Source organism: Methylobacterium mesophilicum (genome assembly GCF_036441335.1).
Classification (GTDB): Bacteria; Pseudomonadota; Alphaproteobacteria; order Rhizobiales; family Beijerinckiaceae; genus Methylobacterium; species Methylobacterium mesophilicum_B.
Map to the genome: position 1 here is coordinate 87,172 of NZ_MLBW01000027.1, position 25,231 is coordinate 112,402.

General features: G+C 72.9%; 20 protein-coding genes and 2 pseudogenes. 4 read left to right on the forward strand and 18 right to left on the reverse strand.

Annotated features, from left to right (window positions below):
* Positions 1 to 94 precede the first annotated feature (94 nt).
* From MMR14E_RS17915 to MMR14E_RS17950, 8 genes are all read right to left on the reverse strand, one after another.
* On the reverse strand, positions 95 to 2,701 hold the full coding sequence (locus tag MMR14E_RS17915; RefSeq protein WP_331316111.1) for a TonB-dependent receptor: 2,607 nt from the start codon (positions 2,699 to 2,701) through the stop codon (positions 95 to 97).
* 257 nt (positions 2,702 to 2,958) lie between these two features.
* Entirely contained in the window at positions 2,959 to 3,090 is a 132-nt protein-coding gene (locus MMR14E_RS17920; RefSeq protein ID WP_331316171.1) for a heme-binding protein, read from the reverse strand.
* Positions 3,044 to 3,592, reverse strand: coding sequence for a heme-binding protein (locus MMR14E_RS17925; protein ID WP_331316113.1), 549 nt, complete (start codon positions 3,590 to 3,592; stop codon positions 3,044 to 3,046). The genes MMR14E_RS17920 and MMR14E_RS17925 overlap by 47 nt, the downstream gene beginning before the upstream one ends.
* A 155-nt stretch (positions 3,593 to 3,747) precedes the next feature.
* Complete coding sequence (locus tag MMR14E_RS17930) at positions 3,748 to 6,975, reverse strand: PAS domain-containing protein (protein WP_331316114.1); 3,228 nt, start codon at positions 6,973 to 6,975, stop codon at positions 3,748 to 3,750.
* 177 nt (positions 6,976 to 7,152) lie between these two features.
* Positions 7,153 to 8,880, reverse strand: coding sequence for a hybrid sensor histidine kinase/response regulator (locus MMR14E_RS17935; protein WP_331316116.1), 1,728 nt, complete (start codon positions 8,878 to 8,880; stop codon positions 7,153 to 7,155).
* Positions 8,877 to 9,338: a response regulator gene (locus tag MMR14E_RS17940; RefSeq protein WP_331316117.1), complete on the reverse strand. Its 462-nt coding sequence runs from the start codon at positions 9,336 to 9,338 to the stop codon at positions 8,877 to 8,879. The genes MMR14E_RS17935 and MMR14E_RS17940 overlap by 4 nt, the downstream gene beginning before the upstream one ends.
* Positions 9,339 to 9,353: 15 nt before the next feature.
* Positions 9,354 to 11,609, reverse strand: a complete 2,256-nt coding sequence (locus tag MMR14E_RS17945) for an ATP-binding protein (RefSeq protein ID WP_331316118.1) — start codon at positions 11,607 to 11,609, stop codon at positions 9,354 to 9,356.
* A 376-nt stretch (positions 11,610 to 11,985) separates the two neighbouring features.
* Positions 11,986 to 12,564: a peroxidase-related enzyme gene (locus MMR14E_RS17950; protein WP_331316119.1), complete on the reverse strand. Its 579-nt coding sequence runs from the start codon at positions 12,562 to 12,564 to the stop codon at positions 11,986 to 11,988.
* Between the two features lie 197 nt (positions 12,565 to 12,761).
* Between MMR14E_RS17950 and MMR14E_RS17955 the strand changes: the two genes are divergently transcribed.
* From MMR14E_RS17955 to MMR14E_RS17970, 4 genes are all read left to right on the forward strand, one after another.
* Positions 12,762 to 13,094 carry a hypothetical protein gene (locus MMR14E_RS17955; protein ID WP_331316121.1) on the forward strand — a complete coding sequence of 111 codons (333 nt, stop codon included), beginning with the start codon at positions 12,762 to 12,764 and terminating at the stop codon, positions 13,092 to 13,094.
* Between the two features lie 497 nt (positions 13,095 to 13,591).
* The gene (locus tag MMR14E_RS17960; protein WP_331316123.1) at positions 13,592 to 14,650 is read left to right on the forward strand and encodes a DUF4424 domain-containing protein; all 1,059 of its coding nucleotides are present in this window, start codon (positions 13,592 to 13,594) and stop codon (positions 14,648 to 14,650) included.
* A 53-nt stretch (positions 14,651 to 14,703) separates the two neighbouring features.
* Positions 14,704 to 15,183 (forward strand): hypothetical protein, encoded by a 480-nt coding sequence (locus MMR14E_RS17965; RefSeq protein WP_331316125.1) that lies wholly within the window; start codon positions 14,704 to 14,706, stop codon positions 15,181 to 15,183.
* Positions 15,180 to 16,031, forward strand: coding sequence for a hypothetical protein (locus MMR14E_RS17970; protein WP_331316126.1), 852 nt, complete (start codon positions 15,180 to 15,182; stop codon positions 16,029 to 16,031). The genes MMR14E_RS17965 and MMR14E_RS17970 overlap by 4 nt, the downstream gene beginning before the upstream one ends.
* 31 nt (positions 16,032 to 16,062) lie before the next feature.
* Here MMR14E_RS17970 and MMR14E_RS17975 read toward each other — a convergent pair whose 3' ends face one another.
* The 10 genes and pseudogenes from MMR14E_RS17975 to MMR14E_RS18020 form a co-directional block, all read right to left on the reverse strand.
* Positions 16,063 to 18,102, reverse strand: coding sequence for a DUF3829 domain-containing protein (locus MMR14E_RS17975; protein WP_419539367.1), 2,040 nt, complete (start codon positions 18,100 to 18,102; stop codon positions 16,063 to 16,065).
* 149 nt (positions 18,103 to 18,251) lie between these two features.
* Positions 18,252 to 18,650 carry a DUF350 domain-containing protein gene (locus tag MMR14E_RS17980; protein WP_331316130.1) on the reverse strand — a complete coding sequence of 133 codons (399 nt, stop codon included), beginning with the start codon at positions 18,648 to 18,650 and terminating at the stop codon, positions 18,252 to 18,254.
* A 230-nt stretch (positions 18,651 to 18,880) separates the two neighbouring features.
* Positions 18,881 to 19,804 carry a TIGR01459 family HAD-type hydrolase gene (locus MMR14E_RS17985; protein WP_331316132.1) on the reverse strand — a complete coding sequence of 308 codons (924 nt, stop codon included), beginning with the start codon at positions 19,802 to 19,804 and terminating at the stop codon, positions 18,881 to 18,883.
* Positions 19,805 to 19,920: 116 nt separating this feature from the next.
* Positions 19,921 to 21,138, reverse strand: a complete 1,218-nt coding sequence (locus tag MMR14E_RS17990) for a PHB depolymerase family esterase (protein ID WP_331316133.1) — start codon at positions 21,136 to 21,138, stop codon at positions 19,921 to 19,923.
* 224 nt (positions 21,139 to 21,362) lie between these two features.
* Positions 21,363 to 22,100, reverse strand: a complete 738-nt coding sequence (dnaQ, locus tag MMR14E_RS17995; RefSeq protein WP_331316135.1) for a DNA polymerase III subunit epsilon — start codon at positions 22,098 to 22,100, stop codon at positions 21,363 to 21,365.
* A gap of 133 nt (positions 22,101 to 22,233) precedes the next feature.
* Positions 22,234 to 22,470: a hypothetical protein gene (locus MMR14E_RS18000; protein WP_331316136.1), complete on the reverse strand. Its 237-nt coding sequence runs from the start codon at positions 22,468 to 22,470 to the stop codon at positions 22,234 to 22,236.
* 57 nt (positions 22,471 to 22,527) lie between these two features.
* Positions 22,528 to 22,995 (reverse strand): annotated as a pseudogene (coaE, locus tag MMR14E_RS18005) (dephospho-CoA kinase); the annotation flags it as partial.
* Positions 22,944 to 23,357 (reverse strand): annotated as a pseudogene (locus MMR14E_RS18010) (shikimate dehydrogenase); the annotation flags it as partial. The pseudogenes MMR14E_RS18010 and coaE, both read right to left, overlap by 52 nt.
* A complete protein-coding gene (locus MMR14E_RS18015; RefSeq protein WP_331316138.1) occupies positions 23,354 to 24,334 on the reverse strand; it encodes a cation diffusion facilitator family transporter in 981 nt (326 codons plus the stop codon). The gene MMR14E_RS18015 and the pseudogene MMR14E_RS18010, both read right to left, overlap by 4 nt.
* Positions 24,335 to 24,346: 12 nt before the next feature.
* The gene (locus tag MMR14E_RS18020) at positions 24,347 to 24,958 is read right to left on the reverse strand and encodes a Maf family protein (protein ID WP_331316140.1); all 612 of its coding nucleotides are present in this window, start codon (positions 24,956 to 24,958) and stop codon (positions 24,347 to 24,349) included.
* Positions 24,959 to 25,231: the final 273 nt, after the last annotated feature.

Genomic DNA, 25,231 nt, shown 5'->3' on the forward strand with positions numbered 1-25,231 from the left:
GGCCTCGTCTCTCGGCCGCGGAGAACCGATGACGCGGACCGGAAGACGGGCCGCGGATCCCGCGGCCCCTCGCATCGTCCTCCCGCGGACGGGATCAGTACTTCCGGATGATCGGCTCCGGCGCCATCGGGACCGGATCCGCCCCGAACCGGTAGGTCAGGCCGGCGTAGATCGAGAGCGGCTGCGCCAGGGTCGTGGTCCGCGGGTCGTTGATCGACAGGTTGCCGGCGACCGCCCCCGTCTCGGCGAAGGTGCCGAACGTGGCGTAGCGGTTGTTGGTCAGGTTGGTGATCAGCCCGAAGATCTCCAGGTTCTTGGTGACCTGATACTTCGTCGTCAGGTTCATCACGTAGTAGGCCGGCAGCTTGCGGTTGAGGTTCGACTCGTCGCCCCGGTAGTAGGACGACGAGAAGGCCGAGACGTTGAGCCCGAAGCGCCAGTTCGGGGTGATGCTGTACTCGAAGCCCGCCTTGATCTGGTGATCGGGGATCAGCGGGATCTTGTCGCCCGGCCGGACGCGGATGCCGCCGTTCGGGATCACGTCGCCGCCCACGGCGCCGCCGGCCGCGCCGGTGCTCGCCAGCGGGTTGTTGGGCGACGAGAGGGTCGCGTTGAACTGGAAGGTCGCGTCGACCAGGGCGTAGTTGGCGTAGACCATCAGGTCGGGCGTGACCGCGTACTCGGCGCCGACCTCGATGCCCTGGCGCCGGGTCGAGGGGACGTTGATGTAGTAGGCGCGGGCGGCATTGCCGGCGACGGCCACTTGGTAGAGGTCGTTGCTCAGGTCGGTGCGGTAGACGCCGGCCTTGTAGGTGAGAGCACCGCCCGACAGGAAGGCCGGGATCACGCCGCGGAAACCGGCCTCGTAGGTCCGGCCGGTGACCTGCTTGAGCGGCGGATCGGCCACGAGCGAGTTCGGCAGCAGGCACGGCTGGGTCGGGCTGGAGCAGGACAGCTCCAGCGGGGTCGGGGCGCGGTTCGATTCCGAGTAGCCGCCGTAGAGATTCAGCGCCGGATCGAACTGGTAGGTCAGGCCCGCGAGCGGGTTGACCTTGGTGTACTCGTGCACGCCGGTGACGTCCGGCGAGAACCCGGTCTGGTCCCGGGTCTGGATGCGGGCGTAGTTGAGCCGGAAGCCGCCGGTCAGCGACAGCCGGTCGGTCACGTCCAGCGTGTCGGTGGCGTAGAGGCCGAGATACAGGGTCGAGCCGCTGACATTGCTCGGCGCGAGGCCGATCGCCCCCAGCGTGCGGATGTCCGGCGTGCCGAGGCCCGGGATCGTGCCGTAATACGGGTTGTTCGGGTCGGTGGTGATCGACAGGTTGGGGTTGATCACGCCCAGCTGGCTCGACGATTTGAACGCGAAGGTGGAGGCGTCGACGCTGCCGCCGACCACGAAGGCGTTGTTCAGGCCGAAGATCCGGTCGCGGTTGGCGGCCTGGAGCGAGCCGCCGTAGGATTCGGCCTCCGTCAGGGTCGTGTCGATCGTGCCGTACGGGATGTTCCGCACGAACGGGATCGTCCGGTTGTTCAGGCCGAGGATCGCGAACTGGTTGGCGTAGGCCCGGCGGGCCGCCACCTGGCTGGTGGGCGGCGCGTTCACGTTGAACGCGTCGTCCTGGTAGCAGAGGGAGCCCCGGAAGCTGCTGCGGCTGCTGCAGTTCTCGAAGTTGCCCTGGTTGCCGTCGACGTAATTCTCGCTGAAGCGCCGGTAATAGGCGTTGCCGGCCAGATCCCAGGTCGGCGAGAGGTCGACCCGGCCGGTCAGCTGGAGCGTGCCCACCTGCGTCGTCTGGGTCTGCGGGTAGGTGAAGATCGCCCGCGGGTCGAGATGGGTGAAGTCCACCGGGGTGGCCGCGGCGGCGCCGTAGAAGCTGCGGGCGGCGAGCCCGATCAGGTGGAACTCCGAATCCTGCGAGCGGTATCCGAGATCCGCGTAGAGGCGGCCGATCGTGCTCGGGTTCTGGTAGCGCCAGCCGCGGTCGTTCAGGCCGTCGCCGGTGAAGTAGAAGCTCCAGGGACCGGAGACCTTGCCGTACTCGAGGTAGCCTGCGGTGCGCGCGTCGGAGCCGCCCCAGGCCGAGATCTCGGTGCCCTGCCAGGTGAAGCCGTTCTTCATCTGGATGTTGACCGCGCCGCCGATGGCGTTGAGGCCGAAGACCGGGTTGCCGGTGACGACGTCGATGCGCTGGATCGCCTGCGGCGGGATCAGGTCGAAATTGACGACGTCGCCGAAGGCCTCGTTGATGCGCACGCCGTTCTGGTAGACGGCCAGCCCCTGCGGCACGCCCTGCACCGACGAGGCCGTGAAGCCGCGATAGCTGAGGTCGACCCGGTTCGCGTTGCCCTGCGAATCGTTGAGGTTCACGCCGGGGGTGCGCCGCGCCAGCGTGGCGATCACGTTGTCGGAGCCCTGATCGACCTCGATCTGCCGCGCCGTGACGGTCTCGACGGTGCTGGGGATCTTGTTGAGCGGCTGCTCGGAGCCGCGCAGGCGCACCCCGCCGGCCGGGACCGGCAAGGTCGGGGCGGCCTGGGCGAGCGTATCGAGATTCTGGGCGCCGCTGGAATTGCCGCCACCCGCACCCACCGGCGACGTCGAGACGACGCTGATCTCACCGAGGGTGACGGCTTGTTGAGCCTGCGCGATACCCGGCAACAGAGCCACGGACGCGATCAAGCTGCCTCGCAGGGCACGCATATCTTCCCCCAACCTGGATTCACGGCACGCGCCGCTTCTCGTCGGCTGCGCGAGCCTCACTGATCTCGGGTCGGGTCGGGATCTCAATTCACATTCTGTTTAATCCCTGCCGGGGACGACCTGCGGGCCCGAATGATCGAGCCTGTTGCACGCAGACAACAAGGCACGAAGACCGGCGCAAGTCTTCGGGATTATTGTGAAGGATGTCCCGGGACAATTGCGCAACGAGCCCGGTCGCGTTCGGCGGCGTCCGGCCCTCACGGCGGCGGCAGGCGGACCGCGACCTCGTTCCGGCGCAGGAACGGGATCGCGAAGGGCGGGTCGTACCCCATGACGAAGGGCTCACCCGCCGGCGCGCGGCCGGCCGCCGCCAGGACCGCCGCGAGGATGCGCGCCTGCGCGGCCCGCGCCTCCGGGGTGAGGCGGCCGGAGAAGCGGAGGGCNGGCCGCGACCCGCTCGGCCGGAACCTCGACCAGCCGGACCCCCGGCTCGGTCGGCGCCGGTGCCCCGGCCGCCGCCACCGCGCGCGGCAGGAAGAACCGCATCGTGCCGGTCCCGGCCTGCTCCACCGGGACCGTCATGGCGATGCGTTGGGCGATGCGCTGGGCGATGCGCTGGCCGCCGCTCTCCACCGGCGCCGTCATGGCGATGCGGTCGCCCGCGCGGTTCGCGCCGGTGATGTAGCGGAACAGCCGCCCGAAGGCGTCGCCGTCACCCTGGCCGCGCGCGTCGGTCTCGACCGCGAGGCGCGGCGCGTAGGACCGGATCTCGACCCCGCGGTCGAGGCGCTCGACGACCGTGTAGGCGGGCTGCTCGTAGAGCGTCCGCACGCCGAAGATGCCGAGCACGGCCTCCGCCAGGGTGACGAGCGCGTACATGACCCTGTCCATGGCGACCTCCGGAGGCGGCGGCGCGTCACCTGCGCGCACCACCCGCACGCGTCAACCGCGCGCGGGACCCGCCTGCGGGAACATGGCGCCGGGACGGCCCGTCGCCGCCCGGCTGCGGCGTCAGGCCTCCCTCGGAGCTGGTCTCGGAGCAGCCCTCAGGGCCGGCCGCCCTTCGGCCGCGCCCGCCGCGCGCCGACGACCTTGCGCAGCACGCGCGAGACCTGGTCGGCGGAGTAGGGCTTGTGCAGCAGCTCGAAGTCGCGGATCCCCTCCTGGGCGAGGACGTGGCTGTAGCCGGAGGCCAGCACCACCGGCAGGTGCGGCATCTGCCGCCGGAGGAGCCGGGCCAGCGCGATCCCGCCCATGCCGGGCATGACCACGTCGGAGAACACGACGTCGAAGGCCGCGCCGTCGGCCCCGAGCTGGTCCAGCGCCTCCTCGGCATTGGTCGCCCAGGTCGTCGCGTAGCCGAGATCCTCCAGGATCTGCGTGGCGAAGCGGCCGACCTCGATGTTGTCCTCCACCACCAGAACCCGCTGCCCCGCTCCGCCGGGGTCGAGGGCGGCGGCCTCCGCGGCGGCCGCGCAGGGCGCCTCGGGCTCGACCTGCGGCAGGTAGAGCGTGAAAGTGGCGCCGCGGCCGGGCGCGCTCTCGACCGCGACGTCGCCGCCSGACTGCTTGGCGAAGCCGAAGACCTGGGACAGGCCGAGTCCGGTGCCCTTCCCGACCTCCTTGGTGGTGAAGAACGGCTCGAACACCCGCGCCAGCACGTCCGGCGCGATGCCGGTGCCGGTGTCGACGAGGGCGATCGCCGCGAACGGGCCGGGGGCGCCGGCATGGCCACGGATCGGCGGCAGCGCCGCGCCGCAGCGCAGGCGCAGCGTCAGGGTGCCGGCGCCGTCCATGGCGTCCCGGGCGTTCACCGCCATGTTGACCAGCGCGGTCTCGAACTGGCTGAGGTCGACCCGGATGAAGCAGGGCTGCTCCGGCAACTCGGTCACGACCGCGATGCGGGCGCCCGTGACCGTGTCGAGGAGGTCGGCCACGCCGCGCAGCCGCGCGCCGACGTCGAGGATCTCGGGCTTCAGCGCCTGCCGCCGCGCGAAGGCGAGGAGCTGCCCGGTCAGCTTGGCGGCGCGGTCCACCGTCTCCGAGACGGCGTTGAGGTAGCGGGACCGCCGCTCCTCCGCCAGGTCCGGCCGGCGGAGGAAGTCCACCGACGAGCGGATGATCGTCAGGAGGTTGTTGAAGTCGTGGGCGACGCCGCCGGTGAGCTGGCCCACCGCCTCCAGCTTCTGCGACTGCCGCAACGCCTCCTCGGCGTGCCGGAGCGCCTCGGCCTGGGCCTTCTCGGCGGTGACGTCGCGGCCGTAGGCGTAGACCTGCGCGCCCTCGACGGAGGTGCGCCAGGAGATCAGCCGCGGGGTACCGTCCCTGTGCCGGTAGCGGTTCTCGAAATCGGTCAGGTCGCGCGCCGCGGCGGCCGCTTCGAGCGCCTCCTGGGTCGCGCCCGCATCCTCGGGCCAGATGAAGTCCAGGAAGCTGCGCCCCACCACCGCGGCGGGCTCGTGCCCCAGGATCGTCTGCCAGGCCGGATTGACCGCGCGGAAGATGCCGTCGGCCCCGACCACGGCCAGCAGGTCGCGCGAGTTGCGCCAGACCCGGTCGTGCTCGGCCGTGCGCTCGGCCACGCGCTGCTCCAGGGTCAGGTTGAAGCGCACGAGCTCGGCCATGAGCCGCTTCTGGTCGTCGATGTCGGTGCTGGTGCCGACCCAGCGGGTGACCGCGCCGTCGGCGCCCAGGACCGGCTGCGCCCGGGCCAGGAACCAGCGATACGCGCCGTCGGCGCGGCGCAGGCGGTACTCAGACTGGTAGTCGGCCCGCGACCGGACGGCCGCCCGCCACTCCGCGGCGACCCGGTCCTGATCGTCGGGATGGATGATCCCCCGCCAGCCCGCACCGTCGAGGGTGCCGGGCTCCCGGCCCGCGTAGGCGTAGACGCGCGCGTTGAACCAGTCCGCCGCCCCGGCCGGGTCGGTCGCCCAGACGAAGTTCGGCAGCACCTGGGACAGGACCCGGAACTGCGCCTCGCTGGCGCGCAGGGCCTCCTCGGCCTGCTTGCGGGCGGTGATGTCGATCGCCGTGCCGATCACCCGCACGCAGCGCCCGCCCTCGAAGATCCCGCGCCCCTTGGCGGCGACCCAGCGCACGGCGCCGTCCTCCTTGCCGACGGTGCGGTACTCCACGTCGTAGACGGCGCGCCGCGCGGGATCGAGGGCGGAGGCGTAGGCCGCGCTCGTGGCCTCCCGGTCCTCGGGATGCAGGCCGGCGTAGTAGTCGGCCATCGTGACCGGCACGTCGGCCGAGATGCCGAACATCGCCTTGACCCGCGCCGGCCAGTACAGGGTGTCGGCGACGACGTCGACGTCCCAGAGGCCGATCTCGGCCGCCTCGGTCGCGAGCCGCAGGCGCCGCTCGCTCTCCCGCAGCTGCTCCTCGGTCCGGCGGCGCACCGTGTCGTCGAGATGCAGCCCGTCCCAGACCAGCGTGTCGCCGACGCGGCGGGGGGCCGAGATGATGCGCGTCCAGATGCGGGTGCCGTCCGGCCGGCGCATCGGCGCCGCGACGTCGAAATGCGCGAGGTCGCGGATCGCGGCGGTCTCCGCCTCGGCGATGGCGGCGCGGTATTCCGGCAGGATCAGGTCGTAGGCGACGGCCGGGTCGGCGAGCACGTCCCCGGCCGCGACGCCGGTCATGCGCTCGAAGCCCTGCGACACGTAGAGGAAGCGCCGGTCGGCGCCGTCGGGGGCCATGGCGAGCTGGTAGACGTAGCCGCCCGGGAGGTGGTCGGCGAGCGCCCGGATCCGGGCCTCCGCCTCGCGCAGGCGCGCCTCGGCCTGGACGCGGCCGGTCGTCTCCGTGCAGGCACAGTGCAGGCCGGCGACCCGGCCGTCCTCGTCGCGCACCGGCGCGTACGAGACGGTGAACCAGGTCGGCTCGTCGTAGCCGTGCCGGTTCATGATCAGGGGCATGTTCTCGGACCACGTCGCCGCGCCGGCGAGCGCCCGGTCGATCAGGGGGCCGATCTCCGGCCAGATCTCCGGCCAGACGTCGCGGAAGCGCGCGCCGAGCGCCGCGGGATGCTTGCCGCCCAGGATCTCCGCGTAGGCGTCGTTGTACAGGAAGACGAGGTCGGGCCCGAACGCCACGAACATCGGGAACCGCGATCCCAGGATCAGGCTCAGGGTCGCCCGCAGGCAGGGTGCCCAGCTGTCCGGCGGCCCGAGCGGCGAGCCGGACCAGTCGTGGGCGCGCATCCGGGCGCCCATCGCGCCGCCCTCCGCGAGGAAGGCCGGGGGCGCGGTCCCGGCGATCTCAGGCATCGGACCAGGCGCGTGACTCGGACATGGGGCGAGGAACCGGCGGGACAGGACAGCCCCATCGGTGCCCCAGCGGGCGGGTCCGCGCAACCGCGGCGGCGCGCCCGCGCCGTCCGGGACGCCGTGCGGCGGCCGCACGGCGTGTGGAGAACGCCCGGGAGAACGCCAGCGCGACGCCCCTCAGGCGCTCCTGTCGCGGCCCGAGATCAGCCGGAGCTGCGCCGGCGGGCGGGCCGCCAGGGTGGCGGCGACCTTGCCCTCGAGTTCCCCGACCCGGAACGGCTTCAGCACGATCGCGTCGGTGCCGACGGCGCCGGCCTCGGTCAGGGCGGTGGTGTCGGCGAAGCCGGTGACGAACAGGACCGGCAGCGCCGGCCAGCGCTTCCGGACCTCCAGGGCCGTCTCGGCCCCGTTCATGCCCGGCATGGCGAAGTCCATCACGACGAGGTCGACGCCCGGATCGGCCTCGAGGGCGGCCAGCGCCTGGAGGCCCGACGCCGCCTCGCGCACCGCGTAGCCGGCCTCGATCAGGCGGGTCGTCGTCACCTCGCGCACCTCGGCGTCGTCGTCGACCACCAGGAGCCGGGGACCGCTCCCGGGCGGGTGCGTCCGCGCGGCCTCGGCCGCGGCCGGCAGGCGGGGCACGGCGCCCTCGGGCTCCGCGGCCCGGGGCAGGTAAACCTTGATCGAGGTGCCCTCGCCCGCGACCGTGTCGATGCGGATGCCGCCGCCCGACTGCTTGACGAAGCCGTAGACCTGGGCGAGCCCGAGGCCCGACCCCTTGCCGACCTCCTTGGTGGTGAAGAACGGCTCGAACACCCGCGCCAGAACGTCCGGCGTCATCCCGGTGCCGGTGTCGCTCACCGCCACCATGACGTAGGCGCCGGGCGCGGGCTGCTCCGGCCGGGTCGGCGCCCCGGTGACGCTGACATTGGCGGTCTCGATGGCGAGCCGGCCGCCCACCGCCATCGCGTCGCGGGCGTTGATGGCGAGGTTGAGGATCACGAGCTCGATCTGGGTGGCGTCGACCAGGGCCGGCCACAGGTCGGGCTGGAGGGTCGTCTCGATGCGGACCGCGCCGCCGATCGAGCTCTGCAGCAGGTCGCGCATCGACGCGACCGTCTGGTTCAGGCTGACCGGCGTCGGCTCCAGGCGCTGGCGCCGGGAGAAGGCGAGGAGCTGCGCGGTGAGCCGGGCGCCGCGCTCGGCGGCCCCGCGCATCATGGCGAGGCGGCGCTTCGAGCGGGTGTCGGAGACGACCCTTTCGAGGAACTCGATGTTGCCGGCGATCACCGTCAGCAGGTTGTTGAAGTCGTGCGCGACGCCGCTCGTGAGCTGGCCGACCGCGTCCAGGCGCTGGGCGAGCCGCAGGGCGTCCTCCGCCCGCTCCCGCTCGACGATCTGGGCCTGGAGGGCCTCGTTCGCCGTGGCGAGTTCCCGGGTCCGCTCGGCGATGCGCACCTCCAGCGTCTCGTTGAGCGCCTGCAGGGCGGCCTCGGCCTCGCGCTTGTCGGCGCGCGCCCGCGCCTCGGCCAGCGCCCGGACGATCGTGCGCGGCATCCGGTCGAGGCGCTGCTTGACGACGTAGTCGGTGGCGCCGTTCTTCAGGGCCTCGACGGCGACGTCCTCGCCGAGCGTGCCCGAGCAGAAGATGAACGGCGTGTCGGGGCACTGCGCCCGGGCGATGCCGAGGGCGCTCACGCCGTCGAAGGTCGGCAGGACGTAGTCGGCCAGGATGAGGTCGTGCCGGCCGGCGACCGCCGCGCGCGCGAAGGCGTCGCGGGTCATCACCCGCTCGATCGCGACCGGGTGCCCGAGGGTCTCCAGCTCGGCCTCGATCAGCTCGGCGTCGAGGTCGCTGTCCTCCAGGTGGAGGATGCGCAGCGGCCCCGCGGAAGCTCCGATCACGCGTTCGATGGCCAGCCTCCCCGGTACGGCGGCGGCTCGTTGAGGAGGGCCCAGAACACGCCGATCTCCTTGATCGCCGCGAAGAACTCCTCGAAGGCGACCGGCTTCACCACGAAGGCGTTCACCCCGAGATCGTAGGAGCGCACGAGGTCGGTCTCCTCGCGGGACGAGGTCAGCATCACCACCGGCACCTGGCGGGTGACCGGGTCACCCTTGATCTTGGCGAGCACCTCCAGGCCGTCGACCTTCGGCAGCTTCAGGTCGAGCAGCACCACCGCGGGATCCTGGACCTGCCGCTTCTCGTGCACGCCCCGCCGGTAGATGAAGTCGAGGGCTTCGGCGCCGTCGCGGCAGATGACGATCTCGTTGGCGAGCTGGCTCGACTCGAGCGCCGCCAGCGTCAGCTCGATGTCGTTCGGATTGTCCTCGACCAAGAGGATGGGCTTCAGTCCCGCCATGTCGATTCCGCCATGTCAGTGCGCCTCCTCCCGGATGGGCAGGGTGAAGTAGAAGGTGGCGCCCGCGCCGAGCCTGCCCTCGGCCCACGTCCTTCCGCCGTGGCGCTCGACGATGCGCCGGACGTTGGCGAGGCCGATGCCCGTGCCCTCGAACTCCTCGACCCGGTGCAGCCGCTGGAAGACGCCGAACAGCTTGTCGACGTAGGCCATGTCGAAGCCGGCGCCGTTGTCGCGCACGAAGTAGACCGCCTCGCCGTCCCGGGGCGGGAGGCTGCCCATCGCGATCACCGCCTCCGGGGTGCCGCGGGTGTACTTCACGGCGTTCGACAGCAGGTTCTCGATGACGAGCCGCAGCATCACCGGGTCGGCGTAGGCCCGGCCCAGCGGCGCGATCTCCCAGCGCAGGGTCCGGTCGGGGGTGACGTCGCGCAGGACCTTCCGGCGGACCTCCTCGACCAGGGCGTTCATGTCGCCCCAGACCTTGTTGAGGGCGTGCCGGCCCATCTGCGAGAAGCTCAGCAGGCTGTCGACCAGGGTGCCGGCCGAGAAGGCCGCCTCGATGATCGTCTCCACGTAGTGCCGGCCCTTGTCGGAGAGCTGGGCGCCCTCGCGGGTCTTGAGCAGGTTCGCGTAGCCGACGATGTGGCGGAACGGGGCGCGCAGGTCGTGGCTGACCGAGTACGAGAACGCCTCCAGCTCCTTGTTCGAGCGCTGCAGCTCCTCGCTCATGGCGGCGAGCTCCTCGGCCCGGCGGAGCACGATGCCGAGCACCGAGGCGCGCAGGTCCTTGGCGGCCTCCACCTCCGGGTCGGACCAGGGCAGGGAGCGGCCCTGCACGGTCTCCTTCCAGATCTCGAACGACTTGCGCGGGTGGAGCCGGTCCGGCCCGCCCTCCGGATCGGGCCGGACGGCCTTCACGGGGTTGCCGCCCCACTTCACCGTCCGCACGACCTCGGGCCTGAACCAGAGGATGTAGCTCGCGTACTTCTTCGAGACCGAGATCGCCAGGAGGCCGCTCGCCCGGTCGGCGAAGGCGCCGGCGGCCGGGAACGCCTCCGACAGCGACTCGGAGACGAAGACCTCCTCGGCATCGTCGCGCTCGGACAGCCACCGGTAGAGGGCGCGGACCTCGCGCTCGGCCGGCGTCGCTCCGAGCAGCCGGCAGCGGTCCGCCGTCACCACCGCGGCGCCGGTCGCGTCCACCAGGGCCAGGACGTCGTCGGGGTGGTTGAGCAGGCCGTCGACGAAGCTGTCCTCCTCGGCCATGAAGGCGAGGAGGCGCGCCTGCACGGCGCCCAGCGCCAGCCGCTTCTCGGACTGCGCGCCGCGCTCGCGGGCCGAGAGCTGCAGGGCGAAGATCTGGGTGAGCACGTCGCAGGCGTTGCGCGCCTGGAGGGGCACGCGCTTGGGCGCGCGGTTGTGGCAGGAGATCAGGCCCCAGAGCGCGCCGTCCACGAGGATCGACACCGACATGGACGCCATCGTGCCCATGTTGCGCATGTACTCGACGTGGACCGGCGAGACCGAGCGCAGCACCGACTGGCTGAGGTCCAGCGGCCTGCCGGAGGGCGTGGTGGCCGGACGGATCGGCACCGGAACGTAGCCGGCATCGGGAATGATGCGCAGGCGGTTCCGCCGGTAGAGCTCGCGCGCCTGGACGGGGATGTCGGAGGCGGGGAAGCGCAGGTCGAGGTAGGAGGGCAGGACGCCGTTGCCGGCCTCCGCCAGCACCGTGCCGTGCCAGTCGCGGTCGAACCGGTAGACCAGGGCCCGGTCGAGACCGGTGATCTGGCGGATGTCCTCGGCGACGAACTGGCAGAGGTCCTCGACGGTGCGGGCGGTCTGCAGGCGCTCGACGAAGGCCCGCAGGCGCGGGGTGAGCACGTCGACACCGATCTCGGCCGCGGCCGCGTCGATCTCCTCCAGTTCCAGCACGACGAGATCGTCCACCCGGTGGGCCGCGACCTCGTAGGCCTGGCGCCGGCCGGCGGTCTCCAGCGTCACGGTCCGGAGATAGAGGGCGCCGTCCTGGGGCTCCGCCCCCTCGAGATGGTGGCGGACGACGGCCGCGAGGTCGGGCAGGGCCGCGTCGAGGACGGTCCCGACCGCGGCCGCCGCGGGGGCGTTGGCGCTCGCCTGGACGATGGTGAGGGACCGGGCCTCGAGGCCGAGCAGGAACCCGTGCGGCTGGACGCTGCCGACGATGTGGATGGGCTCGCGGTCGCACGCGGTCAGGTCGAGACGCTGGGCCGCGCCGCTTCGAAGGTTCAAGCCGGGATTCGCCTCCTCACCGGGTCGGCCGCGAAATGTAAAGCGTGTTAACAGTCCAACCGGGCGGCTCCTATAGGCCTAAAGCACGGGCCGGGACGGCGCGCCCCGTCCGCGCGCGGGCGCCGCGGGGTCTCCGGAGGGGCTCAGAGGGCGGGCGCGATCGCATCCGCCCTCGCATCCGCGCCCGCGCGCGACGCCAGGTCGCACGGCGGGGCTTCCGGCAAGGCACCCGGCAAGGCATCCGGCAAGGCATCCAGCGGTGCCGCAGGCGCCGCGCCTGCGGACCGGGCGGGCGGACACGCGAAGCGTGGATCGCGGAGCCTGGATCGCGGGGCTCCTTCGGCGCGGAGCCTCTTCGGCGCGGGGCGCCGCGCCGTCAGCCGCGTCCCAGCGCGTAGAATTCCGGGTTGGGCCGCATGTTGCTCACGTTCGCCAGCCGGTTCGACAGGCCGAAGAAGGCCGCGATGGCGGCGATGTCCCAGGCATCCGCGTCGTCGAAGCCGTGGGCCCTCAGCGCCGCGAACGCGGCCTCCCCGACCTGGTGCGCGGACTGGCTGACCAGCACGGCGAAGTCGAGCATCGCCTTCTGCCGGTCGGTGATGTCGGCCTTGCGGTAGTTGATCGCCACCTGATCGGCGATCAGCGGGTCCTTGGCGCGGATCCGGAGGATCGCCCCGTGGGCGATCACGCAGTACTGGCACTGGTTCATGGCCGAGGTCGCCACCACGATCATCTCGCGCTCGGCCTTGGTCAGGTTGCCGGGTCGGTCCATGAGGGCATCGTGATAGGCGAAGAAGGCCCGGAACTCGTCCGGACGGTGGGCGAGCACCAGGAACACGTTCGGGACGAAGCCGGACTTCTCCTGCACCGCCGCGATCCGCGCGCGGATGTCGTCCGGCAGCGTCTCCAGGCGGGGGATCGGGAAGCGGCCGATCGGGGCGTCTTCGGCTGACACGGGCGCGCTCCTCGCAGATCGTCGCGGCTCGAGCCGGCGCCCGGGGCCGCCGGCCATCCCGGGCAGCCGATAGACCGAACGGTCCCGTCGACGCAATCGCGCGCGGTCGGGCGAGGTTCGGCCCCGGGGAGGAGCGTGGCGCGCTATGATCGGGCGATGCTTCGCCACCGCGCTGCTCGCGTGAGGGGGCCGCCGACGTGACGTCTCGCGACGCGCTCGCCTACATCAGAGGGCGCTGGCCCGACGCGGATGTCCCCGCCGGCGAACCGGAATGGATCCTCTTCGAAGTCAGCAAAGCCCGGGACGCGGTTCTGCGCATCGTGGAGATCTTCGCCGACGGACGGATCGCGCGAAACAGCATCGCTCTGGAGGAGAGGAGCGGCAGTCCCTGTCCGTCGCTCATCGATTGTTCGACGGTTGTCGCGTTCTCAGAGGCGCCGGTGACCGAAATGACCCGAAGCGAATTCGAGCATTTCTGGTGCAGGGGGCGCGATACGCCGGTCTGGTTCGGCAGCAAAACCGAGACGTAAATACTTCGACCGCTCATCAGCGAAGATCTTCGAGAGAGACCGTTGCCGGACGTGGCGTCGCTCGCGCCCGTATCGCCCCTTGGCGGCAGAGACGGACATCCGCCGCGCGGAGCGTAAGGATCCGCGCGCAGCGCCGACGGCGATGTTTCATCACGGCCTCGACCTGACGCCGCGACCCGACATGGCAGCTCGGTCGGCCTCAACTCTGCCCGAAAGCTTCCGTTCGGTCCGTCGGAGATTCGGCGGTGCGCGTGAGGGCGCGCCGCGGGGAGGATGGTGTGCCGCGACGGATGACGCCTTCGCCGAAGTGCCCGCTGCCATGGGGCGGCGGACCGAGGCCCGTCTCCCACCGGGGCCGACGGTTGCCGAACCCGCCTTGCCACTGAGCCGGAGGCGTGACCGGGCCGTCTGAAACCCGCTCGCCGATCCCTCACCGGCGACGCGCCGGTTCTCACCCTGCCCCGCACCGACGGATCCAACCCGCGAGCCCGACAGCCGTGCGAACACCGCCCACGACCCGCGTCCCGCGCCTGGCCCTGCTCCTGACGACGATCCTGTCGGCAGCCCTCGCGTCGGCCCCGACGCGTCCGGCCCGGGCCGACGACAGCGTCGCGGCCCTCGCGGCCGGCGGCCTCGTCCTGGAGAGGACGGACCGGATCGCCCTCGTCTCCGAGGACCTCTTCCTGTCCGAGAAGGCGGTGCGGATCGCCTACCGCTTCCACAACCTGACCGACCGGGACATCGAGACGACGATCGCGTTCCCGATGCCCGACATCTCCGGGGGTCCCGACGCGATGCTGAGCATCGCCGACCCGAAGCACGACAACTTCCTCCGCTTCACCACCGAGGTCGACGGCCGGCCGGTCGAGTCGCAGGTGGAGCAGCGCGCCTTCGTCACGCAGGCCGGCAAGCCGGAGGTCGAGGTGACCGGGCGGCTGAAGGGCCTCGGCATCCCCCTCGTCCCGACGGTCGAGGCGACCGAGGCCGCCCTGGCGGCCCTGGGCGCGGATCAGCGCCGCCGCCTCGTGGCGGACGGCCTCCTGGAGGCCCAGGACATGGGCAACGGCACGACGAGCCTGTTCCCGGTCTGGACCCTGAGGTCGAAGTTCTGGCGCCGGCAGGTCTTCCCGGCGGGACGCGACGTCGTCGTCCGGCAGAGCTACGTTCCGGGCCTGGGCGGCCTCTCCAGCCTGTCGTTCGGGACCCCGACCGAGGGCGCCGACCAGCGGGCCGAGTACGCGCGGAAATACTGCACGGATGCCGCCTTCCTGAAGGCGGCCCAGGGGCTTGCCCGCAGGATCGAGGCGGCGGGCGGACGGGGGATCCAGGCCTTCGAGCAGTACCTGTCCTACGTGATCACCTCCGGCGGCAACTGGGCCGGGCCGATCGGCACGTTCACGCTGACCGTCGACAAGGGGGATCCCGCGACGCTCGTGTCGTTCTGCGGCACCGGCGTCCGCAAGACGGGCCCGACGACCTTCGAGAGCGTCGCGACGGATTACATGCCCCGGCGCGACATCGACATCCTGCTGCTCAAGACCACGACGGGCCGATGAGCGGCGACAGGCCGGCCCGCCGACCACTTCGAGACCGCCACAGGAGGGATTCCGTGCATCTCCGAGCCCATCCGGGGCGCCCGAGCCCGCGACCCATCCTCCGATCGATCCTCCGATCGATCCTCCGACCGGGCCTCGTCGGCGCGCTCGGCGCGCTCTGCACCGTCGGTGCCCGGGCCGCGCCGGCCTGTCCCGCGCAGGACTTCCCGCGCTTCCTGGCCGCCTTCGCCGACGACGTCGCGGTCCAGAAGGCCTTCGTCACCGTGCCGCTGCGCAGCGACGCGATCGATCCCGAGGCCCAGCCCGAACCGAAGCCCGTGACGACGATGCTCGGCGCCGACGCGCTGCGCTTCCCGCTGATGCCGAGCCTCCGGAAGCAGAGGGCGGACGGCCTGAAACAGGCGCTGAGCGCCGCGGGGGCCGACGCGATGCGCGTCAAGCTGTTCAAGCCCGATACGGGCCTGCAGATCACCTACACGTTCCGCCGAACGGCCTGCTGGACGCTCGACCGGATCGAGGATGACAGCCTGTGAGCGCGGCCGCGCCGAGAGCCCCCTTCGCGGAGCGCCCGATCTCGCGGCCGCCGCGATGGCGGGCGGCGTTCCGCATGCTGGCGCTGGGCCTCGGCGTCAGCGCCGGCGTCCCCGTCGCCCGGGCGGCCCCGGACTGCGCCGGGATCCGGGACAGGGTCGAGACGCTGATCTGTGCCGACCCCGCCCTGACGCGGCTGGACGAGGAACTCCGGCGCCTGTTCGACCGGATCGTCGGCGAGACGCGCGGGGTCGACGGCGAGACCGGCCAGACGGTCGACACCTTCGGCGAGGACCACGCGCGCTGGCGCGCGCGGGTTCGCGACGCCTGCCCGGACACGGCCTGCCTGACGCGGGCCTACACCGCGCGGATCGCGCAGGTCCGGCGCGACTGGAGCCGGGCGCTGCCGGACACGCCGGCGCCGCGGCACGTGGTCAACGCCCGTTTCGGCTTCTCCGTCGACGTGCCCGCCGACCTCGTCGCGGAGCCGCCGCCGGACAACGGTGACGGGCAGAGCTTCCGCTCGGCCGACGGCCACCTGCACCTGACGGTGTCGGGCCTGAACGCCGTGCTCGACGAGGATCTCGACGCCGTCGTGGCCGCGGATCGGAAGACCTGCCTGCGGCAGCCGCCCGAGTACGCGGCGCGCAAGTCCGGCTGGATCGTGCTCTCCTGCACGACGGCGGCCGGGATCCTGTACCGGAAGACCCTGCTGGCGGGCGGCCGCGGCGGCGCCTTCGTCACCCTGCGCGTCCGCTACCCCGCGGCCGAGCAGGCGCGCTGGCAGGCGGCCGTCACCGCGGCCGCGACCTCGCTGCGGCTGACGGAACCGGGCCGGAGCGCCCGCTGACGGGGGCCCGGACGCCCCCGGACGCCCCCGGTCAGCGCGAGAAGGTCGTGGCCGTCTGCGCGGTCGACACCATCATGTTGTAGTCGTTCACGATCCAGGTCACGTCGCGCCCGGCGCCGCGCCGGGCGTCGCCCCTGGCCTTGGCGAGCTTGTCGTCGAACTCGCGCAGCTTGCCCAGGAGCGCGCGCGGCCGGCTCTCGAACACGTGGAAGGCATTCGGGTTGGCGGCGCTGTACCCGTCCATGTCCTTCACGGCGACGGCGTAGCGCCCGAGGGCGGCGTCGAAGGCCGCCCTGTCGACGACCGGCTTGGCGTCGGTGGGCAGCAGGTCCATGACCTTGCGGCAGGCGGTCATCACGTTCGCGACGTGCCAGCGCGCCTTGCGGCCCTCCCGCGCCTCGAGGGCGGCGAGTTCCAGCGCGTCGCTCGTCTCCTTCTCGACCCGCAGCGCGGCCTCGACCCGGGCGCGCGCCGCCAGGAAGGCCGGCCCCGCGACGGCGAGCTTGGCGTGGAGCGCCTTGCCCTGCTCCATCTTGTCCGCGCGGTAATCCTGCCGCTCGTAGTAGCCCTCCGCCTCGGTGACCGTCGGGGCGAGCGCCCGGTAGGCGGCGATGTAGGTCTTCACGGCGCCGTCGAGCTCCGGCATCGCGGGCGGCTGCGCCGTCGCGGCCTCCGCCTTCGCGATCTCGCCGCGCACGTCGTAGAGCCCGTAGAGACCGTAGATGGTCCGCTCGCGGCCGGTCGGGCCGGTCTTCATGTTGACCCAGCTCTGATAGCGGCCGAGCGATTCCTGCGCCCGCAGGGTCCGGTTGAGGAGCCCGACATAGGCGTTGAGCTTGCGGATCGTCTCCTGAGCGGGATCGCTCTCGGCCCTGCTCGCCGGCCCCGCCGGCACCGGGGCGGGGTCCTGCGCGGGGTCCTGCGCGCGGGCCGGGGCGGCGGCGAGCAGCGCCGCCAGCATCAACCCAGTCGTCGTTCTCAGGGCCGTGGCTCTCATGGGCGCGGGGGATCCTCCGGATGGGTTCAGCCCCTGTAGCCGGCGTCCGGCGCGGAGACCAGATGCGGCAACGGGTGTCTCGCGCCCAATAGATCCTTCCGGATCGACAGCGACGCGTCTATCGGCGCGATCGGCGATCACATCACCGATCATCGGTACCGAGGCGATGATCTCGCGCAGACCCGGAGGTCGAGGCCGGGAAAGTCTATCGCGGCGCCCGGAGGCCGCGCCGCGGACCTTCGGCACGATCCGCCTCGTCCCGCGGCGGCGGATCGGGTAGAGGATCGGGCGATGCTCGACGGCCATCCCCGCATCCTGGCTGACCTGCGCGCCCGGCTGGCCGAGCCGCACCGGGTCTATCACGGCCAGGCGCATATCGACGCGCTGCTGGCGGCGTTCCGCGCCCGCCGCGGGACGGTCCGGCATCCCGACGCGGTGGAACTGGCGATCTGGTTCCACGACGCCGTCTACCGGCCGGGCGCGGCGGACAACGAGCGCCGCAGCGCCGCGCTCCTGCGGGCGCTGCCGGAGGGCGCGGTCCCGGCGCCCACGCTGGCGGCGGCCGAGACCATGATCCTGGCGACCGAGCGGCACGCCGTCCCGGACGGCCTCCCGGCCGCGCTCGCCGCGGACGTCGCGCTCTTCCTCGACATGGACATGGYGATCCTGGACGGGCGTCTCGCCGGTGGCGATCAGCTGCTGGCTGTTCGCGTCGTTGGTGTAGAAGGCCCGGAAGTTCGGCTTCAGCGCCTCGAGCTTGGCCTGACCCTTCTCCCAGGTCGCCGGATCGCCGCCGGACAGCAGCGCCGAGACGGCGATGATGTGGCTCGGGTCGAAATCGGGCGCGGCGAGGCTGTTCTTGAGCTTGGCGTGGAGCACGCCGGCCAGCTTCTTGCCCTTCTGCTCGATCTCGGCGAGCAGCCGGTCCACCGAGGCGCGGCTCGTGATGTCGACGGCCTTCGCCTCGACGGTCACGCCCCGGGCCGACAGCTCGGCCACGATCGCCTTGGCCTCGTCGGTGGCCGCGCCCTTGCGGCCGGCCAGCACGAGGTGCTTGGCACCCCGGTCGATCAGCCAGCGCGCCGACCAGGACCAGCGACACGGCGGCCGAGCGCTTGGCGCGGCGGGTGGCGGCGAAGCCGGCCCCGGGCCCGCCGGAGGCTGCGTCCAAGGCTGCGTCCAAGGCTGCTTCGGGACGTGGCGCGGTCTCCGTCACCGGCCGCTCAGTAGGTCATCGAGGCGGCGTTCACGACGCCGCCCGCCAGCGAGGCCGCGCCGAGGAGGATCGCGGCGGCGGCGCGGTCCTCCTCGATGCGCCGCGACAGGTCCGGCACCGCGAGGCGCACGAGCCAGTAGATCGCGATCTGGATCACCAGGGCGATCAGCCCCCAGATCAGGCAGTCGAGCAGCGACCGCGCGTTGTAGACCGCGACCGACAGCGGCAGGGTGAAGCCGACGAGGCTCCCGCCCAGCGCGACGGCGGCGGCCGTCACGTCCCGGCGGATCAGCGCGAGCTCGTTGTGCGCGGTGGCGAGGGTGTAGATCAGCAGGTAGAGGCCGATCAGCCCGGTCGCGGTGCCGAGATAGAGCAGGAAATCGGGCAGCCCGGAGACCAGGGTCACGCAAGACCCGCCGTCTCGCCGGTCCCGATCGTCGCGCGCGCCGCCACCGGACAGGTCTTCCGGTCGAATCGCCCGACGCGCGAGGCGTATGTCGGGGCTGATTGCTGCGCGCGGGACCGATTCACACGCGCGAATCCACGCAATTTCCCGCGCGATGTCAAGCTTGTCGCGGATTTCAGGGAGTTAGACTGGCGGCAATACGCGCAGGGCCCGCCTCGGAGGACCGGCCGCTACCAGACCAGCCGCTCGATCACCGCGTCCGGATGCACCGCCTGCCGGCCGAGCCATTCCGCCACGTCGCCCAGGCGGTGATGGGCGGCCGTGACGCCGAGTTCCTCCGCGTGGATGCCGCGGGCCACCAGCAGGCTGGCGATGCCGAAGCCGCGGGCGCCCGCGATGTCGGTGCGGATCGCGTCGCCGATCGCCAGGACCCGCGCCGGGTCCACCGGGGCCCCGGTGAGCGCGGCCCCGGTGAGCGCCGTCCCCTTGGCGAGCGCCGTCCCCTTGGCGAGCGCCGCCTCGTAGACCGGGCGGTGCGGCTTGCCGGCGTAGACCACGGGGCCGCCGATCTCCGCGTAGGCCGCCGCGAGCAGGCCCGCGCAGGGGATCAGGCGGTTGCCGCTCTCCACGACGAGGTCGGGATTGGCGCAGATCATCGTCAGCCCGCGGGCCGCCAGGCGCTCCAGCTCCGGCCGGTAATCGTCGGGGGTCTCGCTGCGGTCGTCGAACAGGCCGGTGCAGACGACGAGGTCGGCCTCCGTCTCCGGGACGAGGCTGAGGTCGAGGCCCTGGAAGATGCCGAGGTCCCGCTCCGGCCCGAGATGCCGGATCCGCGCGCCCGGGCGCGCGGCGATCAGGTCGTGGGTGAGGTCGCCCGAGGTCAGGATCGCGTCGTAGGCCTCCCGCGGCACGCCGAACCGGTCGAGGATGCGGCCGACGCCGTCGCCGGGCCGGGGCGCGTTCGAGACGAGGACGACCCGGCGCGGCCGCGCGCCCGGAAGGCCGCGGAAGCGGATCAGCGCCTCGCCGGCGGCCGTGTGGGCCTTCTGGCCGTCGTGCAGCACGCCCCAGACGTCGCAGAGGATCAGGTCGTACCGGTCGGCGACCTCGGCGAGGCCCTGGAGGGTCGGGATCGGCGCGGGGGTGGTGCTCATGGGAGGTCCTGGATGCAAAAGGTCCGGGACCTTTTGTGGGAGCGGGGCAGAGCCCTGCGATACAGCAGGGCCGCGCCCTGACAACCCGCCGGCGCGCGCGGCCCTCCGGAAACCCCTTACGGGCGCCCCGCCGGTCCCAGCCGGTGCTCGGCGAAGAAGTCGAGCATCGCCCGGGACGCGTCGGGTCCCTCGGGATCCGTGTAGCTGCCGTCGGGGCGGCCCCCGGACCAGGCGTGGCCGGCGCCGCGCACCCGCCAATCCTCGACCACGACCCGGCCCGCCTCGTCCCGGTAGCGGGTGCGGGTGAAGGGGTGGCCGCGGCCCTCGAAGGTCTCCGACCGGGGCGTCAGCCCGGCGACCTTGGCCTGGGCCAGCACCTGGTCGGCGTTGCGCACGCTCACCGTGCCGTCGTCCTCGCCGTGGAAGATGATCGTCGGCACGCGGGTGGCGGGCGCCGGGGTGCCGAAGGCCGTCGATGAGCCGAGGCCCGGCGCGCCGACCTGCATGGCCATCAGCGCCGAGCCGAGATCCCGGGCGCAGCCGGCCGCGAGGCCCGAATGCACGCCGACAGCGGCGTAGAGATCCGGGTAGGCGCGGGCGATGTTGAGGGCGGCGGCGCCGCCGGCCGACAGGCCGGCGACGTAGACCCGGGCCGGGTCGATCGCGTGCTCCGCCATGATCGCGCGGGTGAGGCCCGCGATGATCGCCGGCTCGCCCGCGCCGCGGCCCTGGTCCCGGGGCTCGTACCAGTTCCAGCAGCGCTGGGCGTGGGCCTGGCGGCTCTGGGCCGGGTAGGCCACGAACACGCCGGCGCGCTCGGCGAGGGTGTTCATGCCGGTGCCGGCGGCGAAATCGTCCGGGTTCTGCGTGCAGCCGTGCAGCATCACGATCAGCGGCGCCGCCCGGTCCGGGTGGCTCGGGATGAACAGCTTGTACTCGCGGGTGCCGGCGGGCTCGGCATGGGTCAGGGACACGAAGCGGCCCCCGGTCGCGCCCGCCCGGTCGGCCGGCGGCGGGGCCGGCGGCCGGAGCGGGTTGCCCAGGCCCTTGAGCACCGGCGCGAGGCCGCGCACGACCTGCCCCACCACCTCGCGCATCCGCGTGCCGGACTCCGCCGCGGGATTGCGCGCCTCGGCGGCCGGCTCGTCGCGGCGTGCGGGAGCGTGCTCGGCGGGCACGGGCCTCTGGCCCCCGAGGCTGCGCTGGATGAGGGCAGTCGCCTCCTCGAGCCGGCCGAGGCCGGTCAGGCGGGTGGCCTCGATCATGTCGGCGAAGGGTGACGGGCCGGTCTTGTCGTCGCGCCGTCCGTCGCGACTGCCGAAATCCTCGGTCATGCGTGCGCGCCTCACTGCCTCAGCATCTCCGCCACGGCCGGATCCGGCGCGCCCGCGCCGGCCCCTGAGGACCGCACCGGCACCGCGCGGGCCAGCCTCCGTCACCCCGCGAGGGGGTCCGTCGACGGCGTTTTGTGCATTGCAATAAACACCCCTGTGCGATGCGGCAACAGCCGGCGCCGCGCGGCAGGCGTGCGGATCGGAGAGCGGGTCGGACCGGCGGATCAGGCCGGATCGTCCGCCCCGATATACTCGGCCCAGATCGCGGCAGGACCGAGGCTCGCGCGGAAGCTGTCATGCCGGGCGCGCTCTGCATCCGTGAGGCGAGACCGGTAGGGGCGGGGCGCCGCCGGAGCCGCCGACGCCAGGGCCGCCGAGCCGGCCGCCGAGCCGGCCGCCGGGGCGGCCGTCTCCGCCTCCAGGAGCCCGAGGCTGGTCTGCTTGCCGCCGAGCAGCTCGACGTAGACCTCGGCGAGGATCTGCGCGTCGAGGAGCGCCCCGTGCTTGGTGCGCCGGGTGTTGTCGATGCCGTAGCGGCTGCAGAGGGCGTCGAGGTTGTTGGCCGCGCCCGGGTGCTTGCGCCGGGCCATCGGCAGGGTGTCGACCACGTCCTCCAGCCGGATCGGCGGCGGGGCACCCGCGCCGAGCCGGGCGTATTCCATGTTGAGGAAGCCGACGTCGAAGGGCGCGTTGTGGATCACGAGCCGCCCGTCGCCCAGGAAGGCCAGCAACTCGCCGACGATCTCGGCGAAGAGCGGCTTGTCGGCGAGGAACGCGTCCGACAGGCCGTGGACGTTGAACGCGCCCTCGGAGACCGGCCGCTGCGGGTTGCAGTAGCGGTGGAAGGTCCGGCCCGTGGGGATGTGGTTGAGGAGTTCCACCGCGCCGATCTCGATCAGCCGGTCGCCTCCCTTCGCCTCCGTGCCGGTGGTCTCGGTGTCGAGGACGATCTCACGCAGCATGGGTCTCGCGGCTCGCGGGGGGGTGGGGGCGGACCCTAGCGGGATAAGCCCGGACGGTTAACCCGCCCTGCACGGCCGTCCCCGTCCATCGGCCCGTCCATCGACCCGTCCACCGCCGCGCCGACCGCCCCGCCTAGCGGGAGGTGTTGCGGTAGACGCAGACCGGACCCCGGTCCTCGTAGCCGCCCGGGCAGGCGGTGACGCAGGCCCCGGCCGCGAACTTCTTCGGCGGCGGGCAGCTGGCGGCGTACTGGGCCCGCGCGGGCACGGCCGCCAGCAGCAAGACCGGCAGCACGAGAAGGGCCGCGGCCCGGATGCCGCCGGACCGAACCGGATCAATCCCGCCCGAGCGCCGCGCCATCACGTCCATCCCGCCGTTCGTGTTCCCACCGGAACACAACCGCAGATATTCAATCCGCCGGGCGTGTCACCCGTCGCCGGCGTGCGGCGGCGCACGGCGCGCCGTCAGGCGCGCGACGATCCGCGCCACCTCGGCCTCGGCGGCGGGAAACCCCCGGCCCGTGTCGATCACGAAATCCGCCCGGGCGCGCTTCTCGGCGTCGGGCATCTGCTTGGCGAGGATCGCCGCGAAGGCCGCCTCGGTCATGCCGGGGCGGGCGAGCACCCGCTCGCGCTGGATCTCGGGCGGGGCGCTCACCACCGCGACCGCGTCGCAGCGGCCCTCGCCGCCGGTCTCGTAGAGGAGCGGGACGTCGAGGACGACCAGCGCCGCCGCCGCGTGCCGCGCCAGGAAGTCCGCGCTGGCCGCCCGGACCAGGGGATGCACGATGGCCTCCAGCGCCGCCATCCGGTCCGGCGCGTCGAGCACCAGCCCTGGTGCTCCGCGCCGCCGGCGCCGAGCACCAGGGCGGTGCCGCCCGCCCGGTCCGGCCAGGCCGCGCCCAGGCTGTGGTCGAGATGGGCGCAGAAGCCCGGCGCGTCGGTGTTGTCGCCGCGGATCCGCCCGTCCGGCCCGACCACCAGGGTGTTGACCGCCCCGATCTTCTCCGCCCGCGCCGTCAGGGTCTCGGCGAGCGCGCAGGCCGCCTCCTTGTGGGGGAGCGTGACGTTACCGCCCCGGAACCCCGAATCCGGCAGGGCCCGGACGAAGTCCGGGAACGCCGCCGGCGGCACGTCGAGCCGCTCGTAGGAGCCCGGGATCCCGTGCACGGCGAGCCAGTGGCCGTGGATCAGCGGCGAGCGCGAGTGGGCGATCGGGTGGCCGACCACGAAGGCGCGGGGCTGGGCGCCGCTCACGCCGCGCAATCCTGCGCGAGGCGGCAGGCCGGGCCGCCGGCCTCCTCGACCTGGAGGGTGGCGTGGCCGATGCCGAACCGGGCGCGCAGGCCCTCGGCGGTCTCGGTGAGGAAGCCGTTGCCGGGCAGGCGGTGGGCCTGATGGCCCTCCTGCATCACGAGATGGACCGTCAGGGCGACGCTGGTGGTGCTCATGGGCCAGATATGCAGGTCGTGGAGGCCGGCGACGCCCGGCCGCTCGAGGAGGAAGCCGGTCACCGCGTCCGGGGAAATCTCCGGCGGCACGGCGTCGAGCGACATGGCCACGCTGTCGCGCAGCAGGCCCCAGGTCGCCCAGACCACCAGGGCGGCGATGACGAGGCTGACCGCCGGGTCGAGCCAGGCGAGGCCGGTGAGCTGGATCACGAGGCCCGCCACCACGACCCCGGCCGAGACGGCGGCGTCGGCCGCCATGTGGAGGAACGCCCCGCGGACGTTGATGTCGCCCTTGGCGCCGCTGGCGAAGAGCCACGCGGTCAGGCCGTTGACCAGGATCCCCACCGCGGCCACCACTATCACGGTCGTGCCCGCGACGGGCTCCGGGTGGACCAGCCGGACCAGCGCCTCCCAGATCACCGCCCCCATGGCGATCAGCAGGAACACCGCGTTGAACAGGGCGGCCAGGATCGAGGAGCCGCGGTAGCCGTAGGTGAAGCGCGCGCTGGCGCGGCGGCGCACCAGGATCGCGGCGATCCAGGCGGCCGCGAGGCCCAGCACGTCCGAGAGGTTGTGGCCGGCATCGGCCACCAGCGACATGGAGTTGCTGAGATAGCCGTAGGCCGCCTCGATCACCACGAAGGCGGTGTTGAGCACGATGCCGATGGCGAAGGCCGTGCCGAAATCCTTCGGCGCGTGCGCGTGGCCGCCGAGACCGCCATGAGAGTGGCCGCCGTGGGAGTGGCCGCCGTGGCCGCCGTGCGCATGGTCGTGTGCCGCCAAGGCGGTACTCCCTCAGAAAGCCAGAAGCCCGGCGGCGCGCAGCCGCGCGAGGAGCGGGAGAAGCGGCAGGCCCAGCACGGTGCTGTGATCGCCCGCGACCGATTCGAACAGGTGAATCCCCGGCCCTTCGAGCTGGTAGCCGCCGACGCTCGCCCGCACGCGCTCCGCGCCGGCGCAGTCCACATAGGCCGCGATCGCCCGGTCATCGAGGGGGCGCAGGGTCAGCCGGGCGGTCTCCACGAAGGCGTCCTCGACCGCCCCGGCCAGGACCACGGCGGCGTGCAGGGCGTGGGTGCGGCCGGCGAGTCGGGCGAGCTGCGCCCGGGCCGAAGCGCCGTCGGTCGGCTTGTGGAACACGGTGCCGCCGAGGTCGAGCACCTGATCGGCGCCGAGGACCACCCGCCCGGGATGGCGCGCCGCCACCGACTCGGCCTTGGCCCGGGCGAGGTGCAGGGCGAGATCGGGCGGGGACAGGCCGGCGCTCGCCGCCTCCAGGGCGCGCTCGTCGACGTCCGGGGCGGCGGTCTCGACCGGCAGGGCGGCGCTCTTCAGGAGGAGGCGCCGCGTCGGGCTGGTCGAGGCGAGGAGGAGCGGATCCGGACCGGTCCAGGGCGAGCGGGGCATCGCGCCAGTGTCACGGATCCGGGGATCGGTGCAAGCGGGGAGCCGGGCTGCGACGAGCCCCGCCGCCGGGATGGACCGGCCGGCGGGGCTGTCGCGGCGCCGATACGCTACCTGGCGCCCGAAGGTGACCTTGGCAGAGGCCGGTTAGGGGACGGTCAACGGCCCGATCGGGCCGGAATCGCGTTTCGTGCCGCCGCGGGACAGGCGTCGCGGCGGGCGCACCCGCGCGCGCAGCGACGTGACCCGGGGCAGAGCGCGGCCCGCCACCGTGGC